This window comes from Collinsella aerofaciens, from assembly GCF_039752985.1.
Classification (GTDB): Bacteria; Actinomycetota; Coriobacteriia; order Coriobacteriales; family Coriobacteriaceae; genus Collinsella; species Collinsella aerofaciens_BT.
On record NZ_JBDMHA010000047.1, the window covers coordinates 1 to 18734 of the forward strand.

The following is an 18734-nucleotide window of genomic DNA, read 5'->3' on the forward strand; positions in this document are numbered from 1 at the left end:
TCTGGGCAAGCATAGAGGGGTAAGCGCAGACGCGATCGTCGTGGCCATAGCCCAGAATCATGGAGCGGTCCAGGCCCATGTCACGGGCGGGACCGGCGGGCACGACCTCGATCTCGGCGGAGAGGAAGTCCTCCTCCTCGACGTCGAACTGCTCCTTGAGGATGTCCAAGAACATCTGCTTGACGGGCTCCTTGGGGGCGTCCTTGTCGTCCTCATCGAACTTGACGGGACGGCCGCCTACGATCACGTCGAGGATCTCGGCGTCGACGGCGTCCTTGGCGGGCTTGGCCATCTGCTCGCTCGAGAGGTGGATCAGCAAGTCGGAGATGGTAAAGACCGGATCGTCGGCCTTGTCGCCGATGTTGATGTCGACGGTGGTGCCGTCCTTTTTGCAGATGACGCCCACGAGTGCAAGCGGGGAGGCCACCCAGTGGTAGCTCTTGACGCCACCGTAGTAGTGCGTGTCGAGGTAGGCCATGTCGCCGGCTTCGAAGGCGGGGTTCTGTTTAAGGTCCAGGCGCGGCGAGTCCACGTGGGCGCCCAGGATGTTAAAGCCCTGCTCGAGCGGGGCGGTGCCCAGGTTGACGAGCATGAGGTCCTTGCCGTGATTGGCGGCGTACACCTTGTCGCCGGCCTTGAGCGCGCGGCCCTCGGCGATCACGGTCTCCAGATTGACGTAGCCCGCCTCCTCGGCCATCTTGATGCCGGTCTTGACGCACAGGCGCTCGGTCTTGTTCTCGCTCAAAAACTGCTTATAGCCGCGGCAAAGCTCCTCGAGCTCCTCGATTTGCTGTGGCGTGTACTTTTTCCATGCGCAGGGACGCTCCATGACGCAGGCTCCTTTCGGATCGATCGTGCTGGTTGATGTACCGTGAGCCATCGTATCACGCACGGGCGTGAGATGGCGGCGGAGCTTGATGTGCGGTGGCCGCGGGGCGGGGAGCGTGTAAACTGGGGTGAGCAAACCGTGCCCAGCCCAAAGCGAGGTATTCAATATGTCTGATAAGCGCCGCACCTTTGCCGTTATCGACGGCAACTCGCTCATGCACCGTGCCTTCCACGCCGTGCCGCCGACCATGAACGCGCCGGACGGTCGCCCCACCAACGCGATCTTTGGCTTTCTGAACATGTTTCTCAAGATGATCGATGCCTTTAACCCCGACGGCGTGGTCGTGGCGTTTGATAAGGGCAAGCCGCGCGTGCGCATGGAGATGCTGCCGCAGTATAAGGCACAGCGTCCGCCCATGGACCCCGATCTGCACGCACAGTTTCCGATGATCAAGGAGCTGCTCGGCGCGCTCAACGTGCCGATTCTGCAGTCTGAGGGCTGGGAAGGTGACGATATCCTGGGAACCATGGCGCGCCTGGGTGAGGAGGCCGGCTGCGACATGTTGCTGGTGACCGGCGACCGCGACATGTATCAGCTCGTGACCGAGCACGTCAACGTGGTCTCGACTCGCAAGGGCCTGTCCGACGTGGCGATCATGACACCCGAGAGCGTGGACGACCTGTATCACGGCATTACGCCGGCCCTCGTACCCGATTTTTACGGTCTGAAGGGCGATACGTCGGACAACATTCCCGGCGTACCGGGCATCGGCCCCAAAAAGGCGAGTGCGCTCATCGCGCAGTACGGTAGCCTGGACGAAGTCATCGCGCATGCCGACGAGGTCAAGGGCAAGATGGGCGAGAACCTGCGTGCACATATCGACGATGCGCTGCTGAGCCGCAAGGTCGCAACCATTCGCACCGATGCGCCTGTCGAGCTCGACTTTGAGGCGACGTCCTTCCCGGCGTTTTCTGCCGACGAGGTCTCCGCGGCGCTCGGCACGCTCGGCATTACGGCCATGCAGAACCGCTTCCTGGCGCTGATTGGCGGCGAGGGCGGGGTCGTGCCCGCTGCCAGCACGCTTGAGATTCCCTCCGTTTTGCGTGCCGCCGCAGGCGATGCGGAGGCACTTGCTGCCGTGGCGTCCGAGGTCGCCCGCGCGATTGATGCGGGCGAGTGGGTTGCCGCCGTGGTGGACGATGACAAGGAGGAGGGTGCGCTCTTTGGCCTGACGCGTACGCTGTGGCTGGCGACGTCCAAGGGGCTCTTTGCGCTCGAGGAAGCCGATGGCGGCGCGCCTGCCGCTGTCGAGGGCTTCAATTTTGCCCACGGCGTGATCGCTGGTGTGCTCGCGCGCCTGTTTATGGAAGGCCGCGTGACGAGCCCGGATATGAAGGCGCTGTTGCACGAGCTTTCGCCCATCGATTCCTCTGAGCCCGAGCTCATGGATCCGCTCGCTGCCGATTCCACGCGTATCTTCGATACCGTGGTTGCCGCCTACCTGCTGGATTCCGACCGCTCCGAGTTTGATGAGGCGTATCTGGCTGATACCTATCTGCAGATGTCGCTGCCCGCGGCATGCGGCGCAGAGGGTGCCGGCGAGGACGCTCCTGCGCCCGCCGCTCGCACGGCTGCCTTGACGCTGACGCTGGTCGCGCCGCTGCGCGATCGCATGGCCCGTGAGAACGCCGCCAACGTGTTCGACGGCATCGAGATGCCGCTTGTGCCGGTGCTCGCCAAGATGGAGCGCGCGGGCATGCTCGTGGATCCCGATCGACTGCGCAGCCTGTCCGAGGGCCTGGCGACCCAGATCACCGAAGTTGAGCGAAGCATTCGCAACATTGCCGGTGACGAGACCTTTAATATTGGCAGCCCCATGCAGCTTTCGCATGTGCTCTTTGATGTGATGGGCCTTCCGACCAAGGGTCTCAAAAAGACCAAGCGCGGTTACTATTCGACCAATGCCAAGGTGTTGAGCGATCTTGCCCGCGACCACGAGATCGTGCGCCTGATTTTGGACTGGCGTGAGAAGTCCAAGATCAAGTCAACCTATCTGGACACGTTGGGACCGTTGCGTCGAGGCGACGGCCGCGTGCACACCACGTATAACCAAACCATTACCGCAACGGGACGTCTGTCCTCGAGTGATCCGAACCTGCAGAACATTCCGACGCGCTCTGAGCTGGGTCGTACCGTCAAGACGGCGTTTTCGGCAGGCGAGGGCAGCGTCTTTTTGGCGGTGGACTACTCGCAGATCGAGCTGCGTCTGCTGGCGCATCTTTCGGGCGACGAGCACCTGGTGCGCGCCTTCAACGAGGGCGAGGACTTCCATGCCGAGACGGCCGCGCGCGTGTTTGGCGTGCCGGTGTCCGAGGTAACGCCCGACCTGCGCAGCCGCGCCAAGGCCGTGAACTTTGGCATCGTGTACGGTCAGCAGGCCTACGGTCTGTCGCAGTCGCTGCACATCTCGATGGCCGAGGCGCGCGACATGATCGATCGCTACTACGAGGCCTACCCGGGCGTGCGCACGTTCCTCGACAACGTGGTGGCGCGTGCCAAGCAGACGGGCTACGCCGAGACCATGTACGGTCGCCGGCGTCATATTCCGGAGCTCAAGGCCAAAAATCCGCAACTCCGCGGCTTTGGCGAGCGCACGGCCATGAACCATCCCATGCAGGGCACCGCAGCAGACATCATCAAGATCGCCATGGCCCGCGTAAGTCGTCGCCTGGAAGAAGAAGGCTTTGCCGCCCACATGATCCTGCAGGTACACGACGAACTGGACTTTGAGTGCCCCGTCGATGAAGTCGAGCGCCTAACCACCATGGTCCGCGACGTCATGGAGCACGTAGTAGACCTCCGCGTCCCCCTAATCGCCGAAGCCAGCACCGGCATAACCTGGGCCGACGCCAAATAGGGAAGTGCCCACAACCCCAAAGTAACCAAAACAGAGGGGAGCCCCTTCCAAAAAGGGGCTCCCCTCTGTTCAAATAAATTCAGCCAAGTATCTAGACACTCAAGAGGCCATCTTGGCGGCAAGCAAAGTCAACATGGCCATGCCCGGGGCCGACCGCTTGATTTTTGTAGATTCCGCACGAGCCGAAGAGCACTAAATGTGCTCTTCGTGCGAGCCCAGGACTTGACCGAGCAAAAATCAAGCGGTCGGCCCCGGGCATGGCGACGGGATAGATTAACGAGCCGCCAAGATGGCGTCGATGAGCGTCAGTACGCCCCCGTCGTTGTTGCTCGGAATGCGCCATTTAGCGTGTGCGTTCATGTGCTCCTCGGCATTGTCCACGATAAAGCTGTGACCGACGCGCTCGAGCATGGGGATGTCGTTGTAGGTATCGCCCACGGCAGCGGCGTCGGCAATATCGATGCCCAGGTGCTCGCACAGGTGCGCGACGCCGGCGCCCTTGTCGACGCCCAGGTTCATAAAGTCGATCCACTCGCGCCCGGCGTTGGTGACGTAGAGCTTGTCCGAGAACTCGGGGCTATAGGTCTCGCGAAACGCGGGCTCGGCGTCGTAGCCGGGGAAGAAGATCGAGATCTTGTTGGACTCGATATCAATGCCTTCAAAGCTGTCGACGTAGTTGATTGTGTTGTAGTAGACGCTGATCTCGTCGTGGTATTGATGGTCGCGGGCAAGCACGTAGAACTCGTCGAAGCAGCACAGGACGGGGACAGCGCGCGGATCCTCCGAGGCGCGGCTCAAGACCTGCTGGTACAGCTCCACGTCGATATTACTCTTATAGATATAGCTTCCGCGATAGATCACGCACGCTCCGTTGTCGGGACAAAAGGCGAGGCGGTTCTTGATGCCCTCGAACATCTCCTCGAGTTTGGGGGCAGGGCGTCCACTGGCGGGGCAGAATACGATGCCGGCGTCGGCGAGCTTGTCCAGGCGCTCATCAAGACCCTGCGGCAACACGCGCTCGTCGGTGAGCAGCGTCTTGTCCATGTCGACGGCGATGAGTTTAATGTTGCCGATGTTAGCGTCTGATTCATAAGTCTGCATAAATGCGCCTTTCCGTTTCCAGATTGTTTCGGGCGTAATGACCCTCTGCTATGTAATCGAGCGTATTTTCGCAGGAATGGTGCGTATTTGCACTGCAATTCACAAACTAATGAAAAAACTTTTCAGAAATTTGAATTTGTCGCTTGCGCAGCGAGCACTTTATCGTAATATAGCGAACATCGAAAACGGAGACGGCGAATGAGCCGCTTACCGAGGAAAAGGTACCGTTTACGATATTAGAATTGCGCCCGGCGATAGGTGAAAGGAGAGGCAGATGCAGTTCGTAAAGATCATCACTACTGCAGACAATGCCATCCGACGCCAGCGCGCAATTTCCCGACGACGATAACAATCGTCTCTGTCCGCATGGGGCGAATTGCCTCAACAGAGTCATTTTGAGGTCGTTGGGTTTTAGCACGACATTGCTGCATGTTTCTAGGGCATGTATGTGCTGATTTTTGCTATTTAACCTGATATTGCACGGTTTTGACCTCGAAATGACTTGCAACTGACCGATGTTCTAACTAGCTACCAAGGGCGAAAGGAAACAGCCATGAGCAAGGAAAAAGTCGTTCTCGCATATTCTGGTGGTCTTGATACATCCGTATGTGTCAAGTGGCTCCAGGACGAGAAGAATCTCGATGTCGTTTGCGTCTGCGGCAATGTGGGCCAGGAGGAGACCGGCCTGGATGCCAAGAAGCAGAAGGCCCTCGACCTGGGCGTTCTGGATTGTCAGGTGCTCGACCTGCGCGACGAGTTCTCCGATGAGTTCCTGACCAAGGCCATCGCCGCAAACTCCATGTACGAGAACAAGTATCCGCTGCTTTCCGCCCTGTCTCGCCCGCTGCTTGCCAAGAAGCTTGTTGAGGTCGCCCACGAGTTTGGCGCGACCTACGTCGCCCACGGCTGCACCGGCAAGGGTAACGACCAGGTCCGCTTCGAGGCTGCCGTCAAGGCCCTCGACCCCGAGCTCAAGGTTATCGCCCCGGTTCGCGAGTGGGACCTGAAGTGCCGTCCCGACGAGGTCGCCTACGCCCATGCTCACAACGTGCCGGTTCCCGAGGGTGCCAACGACAACCCCTACTCCATCGACGACAACCTGTGGGGTCGCGCCATCGAGTGCGGTCACCTGGAGGATCCCTGGAACGAGCCGCTCGATGACGCTTGGGTTATGACCAAGAATCCTGAGGACACGCCCGACACCCCGACGTATACCGAGATTGAGTTTGAGGCCGGCAAGCCCGTCGCCGTCGACGGTAAGAAGATGAAGCTCTCCGAGATCGTCATCGCCCTCAACAAGATCTCCGGCGACAACGGCTTTGGTCGCCTGGACCTGGTCGAGGATCGTCTGGTGGGCCTCAAGAGCCGCGAGTGCTATGAGGTTCCCGGCGCCCTGACACTCATCACCGCCCACAAGGCGCTTGAGGACATTTGCGTCGAGGGCGACCTGCTCAAGGCCAAGATTAAGCTCGAGCAGGATTGGGCCACCGCCGTGTACAACGGCCAGTGGTACAGCCCACTCAAAAACGCGCTCGACGCCTTTATGGCCGACACCCAGAAGTTCGTGACCGGCACCGTCCGTCTGAAGTTCTTTAAGGGCAACTGCCATGTCGTCGGCCGCAAGAGCCCCTTCAGCCTCTACGACTACGGTCTGGCTACCTACGACCGCGACACCACGTTTGACGAGAAGGCCAGCGCCGGCTTTATCGAGATCGATACGCTGTCGCTCAAGACGTGGGCAAAGGTCCAGGGTCCCAGCTCCGTCGCCGCCCAGGCCTAGCGCCTCCTTCCCTTGGTATCCGCGCGGCCCATCCGCGTGATACAAAACGGGCGCACGGGGTCCCTACCTTTCGTTATGCTTGCTGACACTTCTTAACATCGGTGGCCCCTACGTTCCGCCCGCATATATGATGCCGCGTCCGCGGCTGATTCCGAGCCCCGCCGGGGTTGTCCGGCGGGGCTCCTTCTATCAATTGGGCGGCTCTGCGCCTATATATATGAGGAGTATCCATTATGTTCAATGCTGTCGCGCATGCCTTACTTGCCCTCGCGCCCGAGTTCGATGCTGCAAAGGTCGAGGATGTTCCTATGAGCCTGAAGGCCTGGATCGATGGTTCGCAAGGCAACATCCGGAGGGGGACGTTGGGCGCCAAGTGCCTGGTGCGTCACTTCTTTGCAAATTAGCTACATGGCCCCGCGCACGGTGGGGAATGTGTAAAACTAGCGGTTGAAAAATCGCTTTAGCGACATGGCGCATTGCTTAGGGCGCTTGTTTTGGTATTTGGAGAAAGGGGACGGTTCCATGGCTCTTTGGGGCGGTCGTTTTGAGGCGGGCGTGGCCGAGGTCACGCAGGAGTTTGGCGCGTCGCTGCCGGTCGATAAACATCTCTATAAGCAGGATATCGCCGGCTCTAAGGCGCATGCCAAGATGCTGGCGGCCCAGGGCATCATCAGTGCCGAGGACGAGCAGGCGATTGCCGAGGGCCTGACCGGAATCGAACAGGATATCGATGCCGGCAACTTTACCTTCGATATCAACGACGAGGACATCCATATGTCCATCGAGAGCGAGCTGACGCGTCGCATCGGCGAGGCCGGTAAGCGCTTGCATACCGGGCGTTCGCGCAACGACCAGGTGGCGACTGATACGCGTCTGGGCGTCAAGGCGCTGGCCAAGGAGCTCATGGAGGCCAATCTTGAGCTGCGCCATGTGCTGGTGGATGCGGCCAAGAAGTACGACAAGGTGATTCTGCCGGGCTACACGCACATGCAGCATGCTCAGCCCGTGCTGCTGTCGCATCATCTGCTGGCGTATTCCTGGATGTTCGCGCGCGACTTTACACGCTTGAAGGCCGCCTTTGATGCCGCCGACAACTGCCCGCTGGGCGCTGCCGCGCTTGCCGGTACGAGCTATCCGCTCGATCGTCAGATGACGGCTGCCGAACTTGGCTTTGCGGGTGTGATTCCCAACTCGCTCGATGCGGTTTCCGACCGTGATTTCCTGCTCGATCTGCATTATGCCGGCTCCGTCATGGCCATGCACCTGTCGCGTCTTTCCGAGGAGATCGTGCTGTGGTCGAGCTCCGAATTTGGCTTTATCACGCTCTCAGACTCCTACTCCACCGGCTCGTCTATCATGCCGCAGAAGAAGAACCCCGACTTTGCCGAGCTTATCCGCGGCAAGAGTGGCCGAGTCTATGGCAACCTGGTGCAGCTACTCGTGACCATGAAGGGCCTGCCCCTTGCTTATAACAAGGACTTGCAGGAGGACAAGGAGGGCGCGCTCGATACCGCCCATACGCTCATGCAGTGCCTGTCGGTTATGGCCGGAATGATTTCGACTTGGACCGTCAACGAGGATGCCATGGCGCGCGAGTGCGGCGTGGGGCACCTTGCCGCTACCGATGTTGCCGATTACCTGGCCAAGCGTGGCCTGCCGTTCCGCGAGGCACATGCCGTGGTGGGGCATCTGGTTCTGATGTGTGAGAAGCGCGGCTGCAATCTTGAGGACCTGCCGTTTGAGGTGTTCCAGGAGGCAAGCCCGCTCTTTGAGCACGACATTACCGAGGCGCTCGACATCCCGTCGATTGTCGCCGCGCGCACGACCGAGGGCGGCACCGCCCCTGCCGCCGTTGCCGTGCAGCTGCAGCGTGCCGAGGCGCAGCTCGTGGTCGACGAAGGTGTGTTTGGATCGCTAACCAAGGTCGTCGAGATGGGTCACGGGGCAAAGTAGAGGTTTGGCTGAAGACGTATTGTCCATTTATTGATAAATCGTTTTCGCTTTACGGGCGCCTGCTGATGTGGGAGCCCGTATTTTGTTGCTATGGGGGAGGGGCTTGTCGAGAACTTCTGTAGGACCTTTGGGCAGGTTGTGAAGGGGATACGTTCGCGGGCGGCAACCGACCGCCTGCTCTGTTCGGCGCGGTTGATGGGCGGTCGGATGGTACTCTAATCGGGCTTCGAAACAGAAGTGACACATATGGAGCGCTTTAATAAATTGCAACGTTTCAATAAACAGCTTTTTGTTTAACTGCAGCTAAAACTCTGTTACGATGCAGTCCAGGCGGGTGCCGGAATGGGACTTGGGCACGCGCGAACCTACTTGAAAGGCTACTTTTATGGCTATCGAGAAGACCTTCATCATGATTAAGCCCGACGCCGTGCGCGACCGCAAGATCGGCGAGATCGTTGCTCGCATTGAGCGCAGCGGCCTTGTCATCGAGCGCATGGAGATGACCACGCTCGAGCGCGCTACTGTCGAGGAGCACTACGCCCATCTGGCCGACAAGCCCTTCTTTGGCGGTCTCTGCGACTTTATGACGAGCGGTCCGGTCGTCAAGATGGTCGTTTCCGGTCTCTCCGCTGTTGCTAAGATGCGCACCCTCATGGGCGCTACTAATCCGCTTGACGCTGCTCCTGGTACCATCCGCGGCGACTTTGCCGTCGATGTCAACGCCAACGTGATCCACGGCTCCGACTGCCTGGAGAACGCCGAGATTGAGATCAAGCGCTTCTTTGGCTAAACCAGCTTTGACTCCTTAAAGCTGTTAGCGTGTGGCTTGGGCGCCGCGGAACTCCATCCGCGGCGCCCTTTTATTCCAAAATCTATGAAGGGGCCCGCTCGGTCATGAGTTCCGAGCGGGCCCCTGCTGTTAGCTTGTGGCACTGAGTGGTTTAGGCCTCGTCGACGACCTTGAGGCCGCGCGTGTGATCGATCTCGTTGAGGAGGTTAACGCGACGCTCGTGACGGCCGCCCTCAAACTCGGCGTCGAGCCACTCGTCGACGATCATCTTAGCGAGCTCGGAGCCCACGACACGGGCACCAAAGGCGAGCACGTTGGTGTTGTTGTGCATGCGGGAGAGCTTGGCGCTGAAGGGCTCGGAGCACACGACGGCGCGTACGCCCTCGACCTTGTTGGCAGCCAGGCTAATCCCGACACCGGTGCCACAGATGAGGATGCCCAGATCGACGTCGCCGTTGGCAACGGCCTTACCCACCTTGTAGCCGGCGATGGGGTAGTCAAAGCTCTCGGAGGTGTCGGTGCCAAAGTTCACGACCTCGCAGCCGCGCTCCTTCAGGTGCTCGGAAATGATGTTCTTGAGCTCGACGGCGGCGTGGTCGTTACCGATACCAATCTTCATGAGTGGTTCCTCTCTGGTCTGTGCGGCGCAAATGCTAAAGGTTTTACCGCGTTCGACTGCATGATAGCGCGACTTTTGTGTAAACGCTCGGGCGTTTTTTGGTCAAACGCTTTAGCATGCAACAAGACTAGTTTTTCATGTATTAATGCTGTCAGTTTGCGCTTGAACGCCGTCCGCCGGAACTTGGGTTGCGGTTTTTGATGCATTGTTATCAAATAAAAGAGCTAACTATTATCGAGAGCCCAGCCCTTTATACAAGTAGGAGATACCTATGCCTGCCGATTCCCTTCGTGATACCGCGTTTTGCGATGTTTTAAACCGCGAGCTTGTCTGTGCGCTCGGCTGCACCGAGCCCATTGCCGTTGCCTATGCAGCGGCGCTGGCGAGCCAGACGCTCGGTTGCGAACCCGATCATATGGACGTTGCCTGCTCGGGCAACATCATCAAGAACGTTAAGAGCGTGACCGTGCCCAACTCGGGCGGCATGCACGGTATTGAAGCGGCGGCCGTGCTGGGTGCCGTGGGCGGTGACGCCAAGAGCGCGCTCGAGGTGCTCGAGAGCGTTAACGACGAAGACCGTGCTCGCGTGTCCGAGCTTCTCGCCGATGCCGGTTACTGCGATGTGTCGCTTGTCGAGGGTGTGCCCAACCTCTACATCAAGGTGACCGCAACGGCCGGGGGCCATGCCGCGGTCGTCGAGATTACCGACCACCACACCAATGTTACGTGTCATACGCTCGACGGTATTCCGGTATGCGGCAAGTCGGCGGGGGAGTGTGCCGCCTGCGCCGAGCGCGTCGTGGCCGAGCGTGCGGCAGATAACGTCGATACCCCTATGAGCATTGAGTCCATCATCGACTTTATCGAGGACGGTGACATTGAGGACGCCCGCGCTGCCGTTGAGCGTCAGATTGAGCTGAACGGTGCGATCAGTGCCGAGGGCCTGGCGCACGCTTGGGGCGCCGAGGTGGGCCGTACGCTGCTGGGCGCTCGTGCCGATGACGTCGCCTGCCGTGCCCGTGCCCGTGCGGCCGCCGGGTCCGATGCCCGCATGAACGGCTGCGCGCTGCCGGTCGCCATCGTGTGCGGCTCGGGCAATCAGGGCATTACCTGTGCCTTGCCCGTTATGGAGTATGCCGAGTATTTGCGCTGCGACCATGATCGCCTGGTGCGCGCCGTGATGCTGTCCGATCTTATCGCCGTGCATATCAAGAGCTATATTGGTGCGCTCTCGGCGTTTTGCGGTGCTATTTGCGCCGCATGCGGTGCCGGTGCCGCGATTACCTGGCTGTGTGGTGGCACGCGCGAGCAGATTGGCGCGACGGTTTCGAACACGCTCGGTAACGTGGGCGGCATCGTGTGCGATGGCGCCAAGGCAAGCTGTGCCGCCAAGATTTCCGCTGCCGTTGATGCGGCGATTCTGGGCCACGATATGGCCATGCAGGGCCGCGGCTTCCGTGCCGGTGAGGGCCTGATCCAGGATACCGTCGAGCAGACAATCGCCAGCATGGGCTATGTAGGCCGTGTGGGCATGAAGGACACCGACGTCGAGATCCTCAACATCATGATCGGCAAAACCCAGGTGTGCTAGTTACGCGGTTTTACCAAACCGCGTAACCAGTCGACGCTGCAAACGCCCCTAAGCGGCAATCTGCCTTTCAATCGTCGGGCATGGCCAGAAGGCCTATGCCCTCCTCTTTCAAGGCACATTGCTCGCTTAGGGGCATTTTCGCTGACTTGTGCTCAACCTGCGGCGATATTTGGTTTGGAGCGAGGGGTCCTACGACAGTTCGTCGGCTATTTGGTGCTCGTAGAAGGCCTCGATTACGGCGTTAAAGTCGCGGGCGAAGTCTTCCATGGTTCCGCGCCAGGTGGCTCGGCTGGGCTTGCCTTGGCCCACAAAGGCGGTTTGGATGCCGCAATCGGGGGACGGGAAGTCGCGCTTGGGATCGTTGCCCACCATAAGGACCTCGTGCGGCTCGAGCCCCATCACCTGAAGCTGCTCTAGATAGTAGGTGGCATCGGGCTTGCAGCGGGTGGTGTTTCCCATGTGCGTGACGAGCTCAAAGGGGGCGTCGGCCAGGTCGCCCCAACCCATGCGGCACTCGATGGCCCCCTGCGGAAAGCTGGGGTTGGTAAAGAGCGCGCAACGTAGCCCTGCATCCTGTACGGCCTGAAGCGCGGCATGTGCGCCGGGCATGGCGTGGGCGTTGATGACATCGTCGTTCTTGTACGGAAGAACTTCGCGGTCGTAGTAGGTAAACGCCTCGTAGATGAGTGGGTCCGAGAGGCAAATGCCGCACCGGCGCTCAACCTCTTCTTGGTAGAACTCAAGATTGGTGCGATTATCCGTGCCGCTTCGGCGATTGGCGTTGAGGTCGACCAAGATAGTGCCGAGGCGTGCCATCGTGCCACCGTGGCTGCGGCGACCGATATCCGCGAGCATCGACGAGACATCCTTAAAATAGCGAAGGATGAACGCGTTGAGGTTGATGCTGAGAAGCGTTTCGTCCATATCGAAAACGACTGCTTTGAGCACGCGGGCACCTTTCTCGAAAAATCGATCTAGAATCGTTGGCTCCGGATACTTTACCCCAAAGCCGAATGCCTGGCTGGTTATCGTCAAGTTGCGGAGACGTGTGTTCATAAGATTACGAAAAAGTCTCCACACGAGTAAAAAATCGCAGTTCACGCTTGAAATCGAACTCATTTCCCCGTAACCTATACGAACGTGATTGCATAAGCGTCACATTAGTATCTGTCGGCTCCCGAGTGTTCCTAAACGTTGTGTGCTTGTCGCACCCTTCTGTAGGTCCTAGCAATCGGGGCCCCGTAGTTCGAAAGGGGTCCACCTTTGAGTGAGATTCAGAACTCGTCCATTTTCTCTCTTGACGATGTCAATGAGGAGGAGATGAACAACCTCATCGACGGTACGATTACCGACTTTGATGAGGGCGATCTCGTTAACGGCACTGTCGTTAAGATCGAGCATGACGAGGTGCTCGTTGACATCGGATTCAAGTCCGAGGGCGTTATCCCGGTCCGCGAGCTGTCCATCCGCAAGGACGCTAACCCTGCAGACATCGTTGCACTCGGTGATCCCATCGAGGCTCTGGTTCTCCAGAAGGAGGACAAGGACGGTCGTCTGGTCCTGTCCAAGAAGCGTGCCGAGTACGAGCGTGCTTGGAACCGCATCGAGGAGAAGTTCAACTCCGGCGAGAACGTCGAGGGCGAGGTTATCGAGGTTGTCAAGGGCGGCCTGATCCTCGACATCGGCCTGCGTGGCTTCCTGCCCGCTTCCCTCGTCGACCTCCGTCGCGTCAAGGACCTCACCTCTTACATGGGCACCCGCATCGAGGCCCGCGTCATCGAGATGGACCGCAACCGCAACAACGTCGTCCTCTCCCGTCGCGTCGTGCTCGAGGAGTCCCGTAAGGCCGAGCGCTCCGAGATCCTGTCCAAGCTCAAGTCTGGCATGCGTCTCCAGGGCACCGTTTCCTCCATCGTCGACTTCGGCGCCTTCGTCGACCTCGGCGGTATCGATGGCCTCATCCACATCTCCGAGCTCTCCTGGAACCACGTCAACCATCCTTCCGAGGTTGTCAAGGTCGGCCAGGAGGTCGAGGTCGAGGTTCTCGACGTCGATCTCAATCGCGAGCGCATCTCCCTGGGTCTCAAGCAGACCACCGAGGATCCGTGGCGCGCACTGGTCAAGAAGTACCCCGTCGGCGCTATCGTCGAGGGCACTGTGACCAAGCTTGTCCCGTTCGGCGCTTTCGTCGATCTGGGCGAGGGCATCGAGGGCCTGGTGCACATCTCCGAGATGGCCAACAAGCACGTCGATCAGCCTTCTCAGGTCACCCACGTGGGCGACAAGGTTCAGGTCAAGGTCATGGAGATCGACCTCGACCGTCGTCGTATCTCCCTGTCCATGAAGTCCGCTGCTGAGACTCTGGGCGTCGAGATCGAGGTTACCCCGCTTCCTTCCGAGAAGAAGGACGAGGAGACCGACGCCGAGTAAATCGGTTTGACGATCACCTGTTTTAAGGGATCCGTCCGCAATGGACGGGTCCCTTTTTGCTTTCGCTGCTGATGCACGCGATGCTACCCGGGCTGTCCACAGGCTATTGGGTTGTCGGTGAATAAAAAAATGCCGACATCCCGCCTCGGGGAGGAGGCGGGAACGCACCGAGTAGACGGAGGGGTGCGGAGCGCGGTCGCGTCTCGACTGACGACATTGCCCATCGACAACCCTATTGTACTGCATGGCGTGGTTCTTGGTTTATCGTGTCGAACGCTTGTGTTGTGCCATTGCCTGCGGCAACGGTGTGCTACACTCTTGCACTGCTGAGTGGGCCAGACGGTCGCGCGATGTGCTGTTTGCAGTACGCGTGAGGAAAGTCCGGGCTCCAGAGGGCGGGATGCCGGCTAACGGCCGGGCGGAGTGATCCGACGGAAAGCGCCGCAGAAAAGAAGACTCCCACCTGCGCCGCAAGGCGTAAAGGGAAAAGCTGAAACGGTGGTGTAAGAGACCACCAGCGTCGTGGCAACACGGCGGCTTGGCAAGCCCCATCCGGAGCAAGCGCGAATAGGAACGCTATGGGCCGGCCCGGTCCGCGTTCGGGTAGCGTGCGTGGAGCTGCACGGTAACGTGCAGACAAGATAAATGACCGTTCACGACAGAACCCGGCTTATAGGCCCACTCAGCACTTTGTTGACGCTGCGAACCCGTCAGCGCGGCAATCTGCCTTTCAAACCTTCGGGCATGACCATAAGGTCAATGCCCTCGTCTTTCAAGGCACCTTGCTCGCGCTGACGGGTTCTCGCCTTCGACGGCGTCAGCTGGCCGATTTGGCGCTCATTCGTCGGTCGCCGCCATAAGGCGTGCTCCCTCCTCTTTCGGGCCAAATCGACTCAGCTGACGCCGTCTCGCTGTTTTTGCCTGGTCATCGGTGTTGCCGTTCTATTTACCGGGATTAACGGTACGGTCTTTGCCGTATTATTGAGGCTGTTTGTTGCTTTGCTTGTGTTTGAGGGGCTTTGTTGGACAGCTATTTTACTCTGCAATCGAATATTGAGGCTTCGGGCGAGTTTGTGGACCGCAAGAGCCGGTTTATTGCCCAGCTGGTCCATATTGAGTCCGAGGATGAGGCGAATGCCTTTATCGAGATGGTTCGCAAGCGTCATTACGACGCTCGACACAATGTTCCCGCGTGGATTTTGGTCGATGGGCGCGAGCGCCAGAGCGATGATGGTGAGCCGAGCCGCACGAGCGGCATGCCGACGCTCGAGGTGCTGCGCGGCGCGGAGCTCAAAAATGTTTGCTGCGTAGTGACGCGCTATTTTGGTGGCACGCTGTTGGGGCCTGGTGGCTTGGTACGCGCCTATACCGCGGCGACGCAGGCGGCGGTGGCCGCGGCTCAGGAGGCAGGGCAGATCGTTGAGATGACAAGCGTCGTGCCTGTTGACGTGCATGTGGCCTATCCGCAGTATGAGCAGGTGCTTCGTTTGGCGCAGGATTCGGGTGCCAAGGTTTCGGATACCGATTACGCGGATGCCGTGACACTTCACCTGGTATTCAAAGCGGGGGAGCAGGAGCAATTTTGCGCCAAGATGCGCGAGCTTATGGCGGGGCGCGAAGAGATCGAGGTCGGCGCTCCCGAGTTTGCCGAGTTCTAACGACGACGGCCGGCGTGCTTTTGGATGGATCCTAAGCGCGCCGGCCGTCGTTTTTCTGTTGCTGCCGTTTACTCGGCGAGCTGCTTTAGCACATCGCAGGCGATCTCGACGGCATCGTCGATGCAGCCGGGGCAGCTGCGGAGCGGACCTTTATCCGATCTGATGCCCTTGAGCGTGCCGCAGACGGTCGTCGTGTTCTTCTCGCCAAATCGCTTGGCAATCTCGCGCGACAGCTTGTAGGTCTGGCCTTTGGTCTTGGGGTTCTCCATGCCGTCGCTCATTACAAAGCCCATGATGGCAACAGCGCCCGAGATGGCGCCGCAGGTCTCGGTCATGCCACCCATGCCGGCGCCAAAGCCCTCGGTGAGGGTAAAGGCGGTCTGGGGGTCGAGCCCGACGGCAGGTGCGAGCGTGCAGGCAACGGCCTGTGCGCAGTTAAAGCCGCGGGCGTGGTATTCGGCAGCCTGAGCCTGGCAGGCGGCGGTGTCGAGCTGGGTGGTATCGATCTGCTTCATCGTTGTCTCCTTGGTCACGGTGTACCCGCCTATGGTACCCGTGACGGGGCATGTAATCATCGAGAGCTTCATGTATGCCTCATTTTTATCTATCGAGCAAATGCCCAAGGCTTGAGATAAATACCCCTAATCAATTTGTCCCATAACCTACCTTGGGGATGGGTTGAGAGGGGTGCAGGGTAGCGGTATCGTGAACCGAATAAAACTAAAACCCAGGCAAGGGAGCTAGATATGAGCGAGCAGACTATCGGTACTACATGTGTTCAGGGCGGCTATCACCCGGGAGATGCGGAGCCGCGCCAGGTGCCCATCTACCAGTCCACCACGTGGAAGTACGACACGTCGGAGCACATGGGCAAGCTGTTTGACCTGGAGGAGTCTGGCTACTTCTACAGCCGTCTGCAGAACCCCACGTGCGATTTGGTTGCCGCCAAGATCTGCGAGATGGAGGGCGGCACCGCAGCGATGCTCACGAGTTCGGGCATGGCTGCGAACTTCCTCGCGATCTTTAACGTTGCCGGTGCCGGCGATCACGTGGTCGCAAGCTCTGCCATTTACGGCGGTACGTATAACCTGCTCGCCCACACCATGGGCCGCATGGGCGTGACCTGCACGTTCGTCGCCCCCGACTGCACTGATGAGGAGCTCGAGGCAGCCTTTGAGCCCAATACCAAGCTCGTCTTTGGCGAGACGATCGCCAATCCCGCCCTCGCCGTGCTCGATATTGAGCGCTTTGCCAAGGCCGCGCACGACCACGGCGTGCCGCTGATGGTCGACAACACCTTCCCGACGCCCGTGATGTGCCGTCCCTTTGAGTGGGGCGCCGACATCGTTACGCACTCCACCACCAAGTACATGGATGGACATGCTGCCTACCTGGGCGGCGTGATCGTTGACCACGGCCAGTTTGACTGGATGGCCCATGCGGATAAGTTCCCGGGTCTCACCACGCCCGACGAGAGCTACCACGGCGTGACGTATGCCAAGAAGTTCGGTCGCGAGGGTGCCTTCATTACCAAGGCAACCGCGCAGCTCATGCGCGACCTCGGCCCCATGCAGAACCCGCAGGCGGCCTTCTTCCTGAACAGCTCGCTCGAGAGCCTGCATGTGCGCATGCCGCGTCATTGTGAGAACGGCCTGGCCGTTGCCAAGTTCCTGCAGAGTCATCCCAAGGTACGCTTCGTGAGCTATCCGGGCCTAGAGGGCGATAAGTACTATGACATCGCTCAGAAGTACATGCCCAACGGTACCTGCGGCGTTGTGAGCTTTGGCTTTAACGGTGGTCGCGCGGCGGCTGAGACCTTTATGAAGGGCCTTAAGCTCGCCCAGATCGCCACGCATGTGGCCGACGCCCGCACTTGCTGCCTGCACCCGGCAAACGCCACCCATCGCCAGATGAACGACGAGGAGCTCATCGCCTGCGGCATCTCCGCCGACATGGTGCGCCTGTCGTGCGGCCTTGAGGACACGGCCGATCTGATTGCCGACCTTGAGCAGGCACTCGAGCAGTGCTAGGCTAGCGTGCGTGCGAGGCGTGGGACGGCTTTTCGGCTGACGACGTCCTCATAGTTCCGATTCCGTAGGCGGGACCCCGATCGTGTCCGTTTGTAGGCGATTGGGGTCCCGTTTTTGCGTTGCACGATAGAAAGGATATACATGGAGAAAACTGCCGAGCAGCTGCGCCGCGAACACATTGCCCTAGAGGGCGACACCCACGGTAAGAATAAATGGGCGATTCTGTTCACCGTGCTCGTCATGACCTTTATGGCGTGTCTGGATGCGAGCATCGTGACGGTGGCGCTCCCAGTGATGCAAAAGGAGCTGGGGGTGGGTCTCGACCGCATTCAGCTCGTGAGCTCGGTGTATCTGCTCGCGACGTGCGTCGCCATGCTGCCGTTTGGCCGCTTGGGCGATGTGCGCGGCAAGGTGAATGTGTTCCAGCTTGGTGTAATCGTCTTTACGGGTGGCTCGTTGCTTTGCGGGCTTTCGGCTTCGCTCGAGGTGCTTATCTTGGCGCGTTTCGTGCAGGGCATTGGCTGTGCCGCCGCGATGGCCAACAATATGGGCATCATCACCGAGTCGTTTCCGGCGCGTGAGCGCGGCCGTGCCATGGGCATTCTGGCGACCTTTGTGGCTCTTGGCATGATGTGCGGCCCCGTGCTCGGCGGCGTGCTGGTGGCGAGCTTTCCCTGGGAGAGCATCTTCCTCATCAACCTGCCTATTGGCGTAATCTCGTTTATCGTGGGACTCTATACGCTGCCGCATGTGAAGCCGGAGGCTGGCGAACGCCCTATGCCGTTGACAGAGGCGGCGCGTCGCTGCTTTGCGAGCTCGGCTTTCACGATTAACCTGGCTTGCATGCTTATCGTGTTCGTGGGTATCGGTGCCTCCGAGTTTGTGCTGCCGTTCTACTTTCAGGATGCCCACGGCTTTAGCTCCGATATCTCCGGCCTGTTGTTTTTGGCGATGCCGGTCGTGAATGCCTTTGTGGGCCCGCTTTCGGGCTCGGTGTCCGACCGTGTTGGTTGTGAAGCGCCCACGGCCGTTGGCC

15 protein-coding genes and 1 other RNA gene are annotated in these 18734 nt (G+C 59.6%); 11 read left to right on the top strand and 5 right to left on the bottom strand.

Features of this window, described 5'->3' with window-relative positions; all coding sequences use genetic code 11:
- A partial coding sequence (locus ABHR76_RS07125; protein ID WP_488212532.1) for a zinc-binding metallopeptidase family protein occupies window positions 1-829 on the bottom strand: 829 nt, incomplete at its 3' end.
- Window positions 830-995: 166 nt separating this feature from the next.
- Between ABHR76_RS07125 and polA the strand changes: the two genes are divergently transcribed.
- On the top strand, window positions 996-3746 hold the full coding sequence (gene polA / locus ABHR76_RS07130) for a DNA polymerase I (RefSeq protein ID WP_346977168.1): 2751 nt from the start codon (window positions 996-998) through the stop codon (window positions 3744-3746).
- Between the two features lie 273 nt (window positions 3747-4019).
- Here the strand turns inward: polA and ABHR76_RS07135 are convergent, their stop codons facing one another.
- Window positions 4020-4847 (bottom strand): Cof-type HAD-IIB family hydrolase, encoded by an 828-nt coding sequence (locus ABHR76_RS07135; RefSeq protein ID WP_346977169.1) that lies wholly within the window; start codon window positions 4845-4847, stop codon window positions 4020-4022.
- Between the two features lie 553 nt (window positions 4848-5400).
- On the opposite strand from ABHR76_RS07135, the gene ABHR76_RS07140 reads away from it, so the two are divergent.
- The 4 genes from ABHR76_RS07140 (at window position 5401) to ndk (ending at window position 9370) form a co-directional block, all read left to right on the top strand.
- Window positions 5401-6627 carry an argininosuccinate synthase gene (locus ABHR76_RS07140; protein WP_346977170.1) on the top strand — a complete coding sequence of 409 codons (1227 nt, stop codon included), beginning with the start codon at window positions 5401-5403 and terminating at the stop codon, window positions 6625-6627.
- Between the two features lie 233 nt (window positions 6628-6860).
- Entirely contained in the window at window positions 6861-7031 is a 171-nt protein-coding gene (locus ABHR76_RS07145) for a hypothetical protein (protein ID WP_346977171.1), read from the top strand.
- A 118-nt stretch (window positions 7032-7149) separates the two neighbouring features.
- On the top strand, window positions 7150-8580 hold the full coding sequence (gene argH / locus ABHR76_RS07150) for an argininosuccinate lyase (protein WP_346977172.1): 1431 nt from the start codon (window positions 7150-7152) through the stop codon (window positions 8578-8580).
- A gap of 385 nt (window positions 8581-8965) precedes the next feature.
- Complete coding sequence (ndk, locus tag ABHR76_RS07155) at window positions 8966-9370, top strand: nucleoside-diphosphate kinase (protein WP_006234152.1); 405 nt, start codon at window positions 8966-8968, stop codon at window positions 9368-9370.
- A 151-nt stretch (window positions 9371-9521) separates the two neighbouring features.
- Here ndk and rpiB read toward each other — a convergent pair whose 3' ends face one another.
- The gene (gene rpiB / locus ABHR76_RS07160; RefSeq protein ID WP_006234151.1) at window positions 9522-9989 is read right to left on the bottom strand and encodes a ribose 5-phosphate isomerase B; all 468 of its coding nucleotides are present in this window, start codon (window positions 9987-9989) and stop codon (window positions 9522-9524) included.
- 271 nt (window positions 9990-10260) lie between these two features.
- On the opposite strand from rpiB, the gene ABHR76_RS07165 reads away from it, so the two are divergent.
- The gene (locus ABHR76_RS07165) at window positions 10261-11580 is read left to right on the top strand and encodes an L-cysteine desulfidase family protein (RefSeq protein ID WP_346977173.1); all 1320 of its coding nucleotides are present in this window, start codon (window positions 10261-10263) and stop codon (window positions 11578-11580) included.
- 189 nt (window positions 11581-11769) lie between these two features.
- Here the strand turns inward: ABHR76_RS07165 and ABHR76_RS07170 are convergent, their stop codons facing one another.
- Window positions 11770-12528, bottom strand: coding sequence for an HAD family hydrolase (locus ABHR76_RS07170; RefSeq protein ID WP_346977174.1), 759 nt, complete (start codon window positions 12526-12528; stop codon window positions 11770-11772).
- Window positions 12529-12843: 315 nt separating this feature from the next.
- Here ABHR76_RS07170 and rpsA point away from each other — a divergent pair, with 315 nt between their 5' ends.
- The 3 genes from rpsA (at window position 12844) to ABHR76_RS07185 (ending at window position 15668) form a co-directional block, all read left to right on the top strand.
- Complete coding sequence (gene rpsA, locus ABHR76_RS07175; RefSeq protein WP_022095232.1) at window positions 12844-14010, top strand: 30S ribosomal protein S1; 1167 nt, start codon at window positions 12844-12846, stop codon at window positions 14008-14010.
- A 327-nt stretch (window positions 14011-14337) separates the two neighbouring features.
- Window positions 14338-14699, top strand: an RNA gene (gene rnpB / locus ABHR76_RS07180) — RNase P RNA component class A.
- Between the two features lie 330 nt (window positions 14700-15029).
- Window positions 15030-15668 (top strand): YigZ family protein, encoded by a 639-nt coding sequence (locus ABHR76_RS07185; RefSeq protein WP_346977175.1) that lies wholly within the window; start codon window positions 15030-15032, stop codon window positions 15666-15668.
- 68 nt (window positions 15669-15736) lie between these two features.
- Here ABHR76_RS07185 and ABHR76_RS07190 read toward each other — a convergent pair whose 3' ends face one another.
- The gene (locus tag ABHR76_RS07190; protein WP_346977176.1) at window positions 15737-16183 is read right to left on the bottom strand and encodes a C-GCAxxG-C-C family protein; all 447 of its coding nucleotides are present in this window, start codon (window positions 16181-16183) and stop codon (window positions 15737-15739) included.
- A gap of 231 nt (window positions 16184-16414) precedes the next feature.
- Here ABHR76_RS07190 and ABHR76_RS07195 point away from each other — a divergent pair, with 231 nt between their 5' ends.
- Both ABHR76_RS07195 and ABHR76_RS07200 read left to right on the top strand, forming a co-directional pair.
- The gene (locus tag ABHR76_RS07195; RefSeq protein WP_346977177.1) at window positions 16415-17698 is read left to right on the top strand and encodes an O-acetylhomoserine aminocarboxypropyltransferase/cysteine synthase family protein; all 1284 of its coding nucleotides are present in this window, start codon (window positions 16415-16417) and stop codon (window positions 17696-17698) included.
- A 141-nt stretch (window positions 17699-17839) separates the two neighbouring features.
- Window positions 17840-18734 (top strand): MFS transporter (locus ABHR76_RS07200; RefSeq protein WP_346977178.1); only part of this gene is annotated, 895 nt, incomplete at its 3' end.

Excerpts from the sequence above, each read along its gene's own strand:
- polA (WP_346977168.1), top strand. The coding sequence starts at position 996 with ATGTCTGATAAGCGCCGCACCTTTGCCGTTATCGACGGCAACTCGCTC.
- ABHR76_RS07135 (WP_346977169.1), bottom strand. The coding sequence starts at position 4,847 with ATGCAGACTTATGAATCAGACGCTAACATCGGCAACATTAAACTCATC.
- ABHR76_RS07140 (WP_346977170.1), top strand. The coding sequence starts at position 5,401 with ATGAGCAAGGAAAAAGTCGTTCTCGCATATTCTGGTGGTCTTGATACA.
- ABHR76_RS07145 (WP_346977171.1), top strand. The coding sequence starts at position 6,861 with ATGTTCAATGCTGTCGCGCATGCCTTACTTGCCCTCGCGCCCGAGTTC.
- argH (WP_346977172.1), top strand. The coding sequence starts at position 7,150 with ATGGCTCTTTGGGGCGGTCGTTTTGAGGCGGGCGTGGCCGAGGTCACG.
- ndk (WP_006234152.1), top strand. The coding sequence starts at position 8,966 with ATGGCTATCGAGAAGACCTTCATCATGATTAAGCCCGACGCCGTGCGC.
- rpiB (WP_006234151.1), bottom strand. The coding sequence starts at position 9,989 with ATGAAGATTGGTATCGGTAACGACCACGCCGCCGTCGAGCTCAAGAAC.
- ABHR76_RS07165 (WP_346977173.1), top strand. The coding sequence starts at position 10,261 with ATGCCTGCCGATTCCCTTCGTGATACCGCGTTTTGCGATGTTTTAAAC.
- ABHR76_RS07190 (WP_346977176.1), bottom strand. The coding sequence starts at position 16,183 with ATGAAGCAGATCGATACCACCCAGCTCGACACCGCCGCCTGCCAGGCT.
- ABHR76_RS07195 (WP_346977177.1), top strand. The coding sequence starts at position 16,415 with ATGAGCGAGCAGACTATCGGTACTACATGTGTTCAGGGCGGCTATCAC.